Consider the following 3,647-nt stretch of genomic DNA (forward strand, 5'->3'; position numbering starts at 1 on the left):
CATAACTTCCGCATTCCTCCCGACACTGACCCTACGGGTACAGTGCGGGGCTCCTGCGATTTCTAGCTGACGCAACCAAGAGCAGCTACAGCCTCAAGCAGCAAAATGAATGCGCAGGTAGTCTTCTTCCATCTTGGCGCGGGCCGGGGTCATGGCCGCTAAAGTCTGGGGCAGAACCAAGTTGCGGCGGTGGTTGCCGATGCGGATGTTCAGCTCATCCCCGGTTTTGGTCAATTCCACCTGCTCTTTCGGGATCCCGGGCAGGTAAAGATCCAGCCGGTACTGGCCGTTGTCGGTTACCACATTCAGGGTTTGCTCGGCATAGAGCACGTCCGCCGGGTTGCGATCCCCCCAGAGGTCTTTTTTCAGGCGGGCTAGGGCGTCCCATCCCACCAACTCCTCGGAGTACAGCGGGATCTCGAAGACCGGCAGGGGGGCAAAGTTTTCGTGGATTTCCTGGCGATATTTCTGTTGGGCTGCCTTCCAGGCGGCAAAGTAGGGATCCACCACTCCATCGGGCAAGATGCGGTTGGCAATCACCAAATCGGTGGCCACCCCGTAAAGGCTGAGGTAGGCGTGGGCCCGCAGCGATTCTTTGATCACCATCTTTTCGGGGTTAGTGACCAGCCGCACTGAGGTGATGCGGTTGTTGGTGAGGATGCGCTCCAGCCGCTCGATCTTCTGATAGAACTCATAGGGGGCATCCAGCACCTGGTCATTGGGCAGCGGGATCCCGGTCAGCCCCTTCACAATCGGCTCGGCAATAGGACGCAGCATTTGCGCCAGCCCCTGCAGGGGTTTGTAGAACCTGCGCATGTACCAGCCAGAAACATCCGGCAGGCTCAAGAGGCGCAGGGCCGTGCCTGTAGGGGCCGAGTCGATGATCAACACATCGAACTTGCCTTCGTCGTAATGGCGATTCACCCGCACTAGGGCAAAGATCTCATCCATCCCTGGCAAAATCGCCAGCTCCTGTGCCTGCACCCCATCTAGCCCTCGCGCCTGCAACACCTGGGTAATGTAGGTTTTGACGGATCCCCAATTCAGCTCCAGTTCGTTGAGGGCGTCCAGCTCCGCCCCCCAAAGGTTAGGTTTGACCTCGACCGGCTCATGGCCCAAGGGCTGATCGAAGCTATCGGCCAAAGAGTGGGCCGGATCTGTGCTCAGCACCAAAGTTTTCAGGCCAATCTCGGCACAACGCCAGCCGGTCGCCGCCGCCATCGAGGTTTTGCCGACTCCACCCTTGCCGGTCATGAGGATGATGCGTTGCATGAGAGTGCCATTTACATTCTTTTACATCCCTAGCCTAACCGATTTGCTGTGCTCTTCGAGAGGCAGCCAAGGGGCTGAGGTGCAGCCAGCGGGTAAACTATTCATTTGATTACCAAATGATTGCCAAAAAGCTGATGGCAATCATGGCCAAGAAGTCAAGCCTGTTGCAGGCATGTGGGAGGTATATGATGATCTGTCGCTGGCGGAGTGTGTTGCTGGTTGCCATCCTGACATTGGGGCTGTGGCTGGGATCCCTTTCTGTGCAAGCGGCTGCTGGCCTGCCCCGAGAGCTGCAACAACTGGAGCAACAGGTAGAGCGGCTGCAAAGCCTGGTGGAGGCGGAGGACTGGTTGGAGATCCGCTCCTACATCCACGGGCCGATGGGACTCACTCGTAAGACCTTGACCGGCCTGGCGGCTACCCTGCCAGATAAACAAAAGCGGGAAGTGCTGCGCCTGGCTAAGGAGATGGGCCGCAGCTTAGAACAACTAGACTTTGCCGCCAAAGCCTATGACCAACCCGAGGTGGAGGCAGCCCAGGCCAAGGTGAAAAAGACCTTGCAGGCGCTGGAGGCTGTGTTTTCCTAGTGAGGATCCCTTCTCTCTTTGGCGACTTTGGCGATATGGTGGTTTCAAGTTAGGGTGAGACGCCTAGGCCACTGATCGCGCCAGCGGGACGGAGTCCTTGAAAAGCCTTCTGGCCCTGCGCATTCAAGGTTTTGGGTGCGGATGCAGGGCCCTAGTTTGAATCGAAAACGCAGTCATTTCAAGTAGTGTAGTCATTTTTTAAACAGGTAATGAAACATTTCTGTCGCATTGGTCTCTAACTCCCCTCTCCCTCTGGGAGAGGAGCTGGGGGTGGTCGCGGCAGCGGCGCGGAGCGTTTGGGGAGTGTCTCAATCTAGTTTGAAATGACTGTAATTTACAAACAGGCTGTAACGGCTGCTACTTACAGCGGATGTTGCATCAGCCAGAAGCCGGCGAAAGACTGGGCCCTGAGATCGGTTTGAATGGCAAGAAAGTGGAGCCCCTGGGCCTGCTGCTGGCGCTGGGCAAAGACTTCTGCCTCTGTTCGCAGTGTTTCATCTCTCAATTGTGCAAACAGATAACAATCGTTGAGGCCCGCCTCGAGCAGTAGCCGGCCGTCTGCCACACTCAAGTAGGCGGGTTCCATACCGCTCATCCAGGCTGCCATCGGCAAAGCCCGCTGCGAGGTAATCACCAAGCCGGGAATGAGGGTGCTCCGCACCACTGGTGCCAATGTGTCGGGCGTCAAAGTGTCCCAGGCAACCGGAAAAAGCTCGCCAAATTCTATCGGCCAGGCGTCGGCTTCCCGCAGATCCTCAGCTCGCAAGGTCACGAAGGCCCAGCGTTCTCCCTGTAACTTGTCCGGCAGACGGATGGGATCCGGCGGATCCGGATCCACAGGAGGTTCGGGGCTGTAGGTAAACTGAGTCTCTTGAGGGTAAACCTGCTCTGCCCGTTCTCGCATCCAAGCTTTGAGGGTGTAAACGCGACGACTGGGCAGCATCGGGATCCCAACCGCATCGCAGGCCCGTTGCAGGATGGAACTCATGCGGGCTCGAAACACACGAATGGCCGAGGGAGGCTGGGGAGCCGCTTCGAGGTAGCTCCGCAACTGTCGTGCCACCCAGGTGCTATTCACCTCTTGGTTACTGCAATACTGCGCTTGGCGAAACCGGCCGGTGGGATCGCATACCAACAGCTCCCAAACCCTTCGGTTCTGCTCATCCCGCAGGGGGACGGCGTTGAAATCCATCTGCCAGATAGGGCCGCGCGCAGGGCCAGAACGCAGGGGTTGAGTGGCCAAAGGTTCCTCCTGTTTGCACTACATGCCACTTGAGCGGGCCGGGGATCGTTCGCGCGAGCGGTGGGAAGCACTGTCCCCGACCAAGGCCAATTCCCGCTCCCCGAAAATGGCGGAAGCGTTGCGGTAGTACTTAAACTCCAGCGGGTTATGGAAGGGATCCTGCAAAAAGAAGGTGCCATGCTCCAAGGGGGTGCCAACAAAGCGCCAGCGCGGCTCTTGATAAAAGGGCAAGGCCCGCGCCAAGGCACGGTCGGCCAGCGCCTGCCAATCCCCTTGAGTAGGGAAGATCAGGCCAAAATGACGAGGGTAGATGCCCCGCTGGGGCGTCAGCTCTTCGTGGGTGAGGTGGGCCACCAGTTGATGGCCGTACAGGTTAAAAATAACGGCAGCAGAGGTTTCTCGACCGATCTCACAGCCCAAGCCATCGCCGTAGTAGGCCTTGGCCAAGGCAATATCGGCAACTGGAAAGGCCAGATGAAAGCGGATGGGTTCCATAACGTCGCTCCTAAAAAGCCACCAAAAGTGCCCCACCAGCCAACATCAGA

4 protein-coding genes are annotated in these 3,647 nt (G+C 57.9%); 1 reads left to right on the forward strand and 3 read right to left on the reverse strand.

The window, feature by feature from the left end:
• Positions 1–93: 93 nt before the first annotated feature.
• The gene (locus tag NW837_RS13620; RefSeq protein ID WP_414332153.1) at positions 94–1,272 is read right to left on the reverse strand and encodes a TRC40/GET3/ArsA family transport-energizing ATPase; all 1,179 of its coding nucleotides are present in this window, start codon (positions 1,270–1,272) and stop codon (positions 94–96) included.
• A 185-nt stretch (positions 1,273–1,457) separates the two neighbouring features.
• On the opposite strand from NW837_RS13620, the gene psbQ reads away from it, so the two are divergent.
• Positions 1,458–1,859, forward strand: a complete 402-nt coding sequence (psbQ, locus tag NW837_RS13625; RefSeq protein WP_414332154.1) for a photosystem II protein PsbQ — start codon at positions 1,458–1,460, stop codon at positions 1,857–1,859.
• A gap of 361 nt (positions 1,860–2,220) precedes the next feature.
• Here the strand turns inward: psbQ and NW837_RS13630 are convergent, their stop codons facing one another.
• Both NW837_RS13630 and NW837_RS13635 read right to left on the reverse strand, forming a co-directional pair.
• Entirely contained in the window at positions 2,221–3,102 is an 882-nt protein-coding gene (locus NW837_RS13630) for a Tab2/Atab2 family RNA-binding protein (RefSeq protein WP_011432767.1), read from the reverse strand.
• Positions 3,103–3,120: 18 nt separating this feature from the next.
• The gene (locus NW837_RS13635) at positions 3,121–3,597 is read right to left on the reverse strand and encodes a VOC family protein (RefSeq protein WP_414332155.1); all 477 of its coding nucleotides are present in this window, start codon (positions 3,595–3,597) and stop codon (positions 3,121–3,123) included.
• Between the last annotated feature and the right edge of the window lie 50 nt (positions 3,598–3,647).

Origin of the sequence: Synechococcus sp. R6-10 (assembly GCF_047461815.1) — a bacterium.
Lineage (GTDB): Bacteria > Cyanobacteriota > Cyanobacteriia > Thermostichales > Thermostichaceae > Thermostichus.

What these genes read in the sequence shown, in the direction of transcription:
- psbQ (WP_414332154.1), top strand. Translation starts at nt 1,458, where the DNA reads ATGATGATCTGTCGCTGGCGGAGTGTGTTGCTGGTTGCCATCCTGACA.
- NW837_RS13620 (WP_414332153.1), bottom strand. Translation starts at nt 1,272, where the DNA reads ATGCAACGCATCATCCTCATGACCGGCAAGGGTGGAGTCGGCAAAACC.
- NW837_RS13635 (WP_414332155.1), bottom strand. Translation starts at nt 3,597, where the DNA reads ATGGAACCCATCCGCTTTCATCTGGCCTTTCCAGTTGCCGATATTGCC.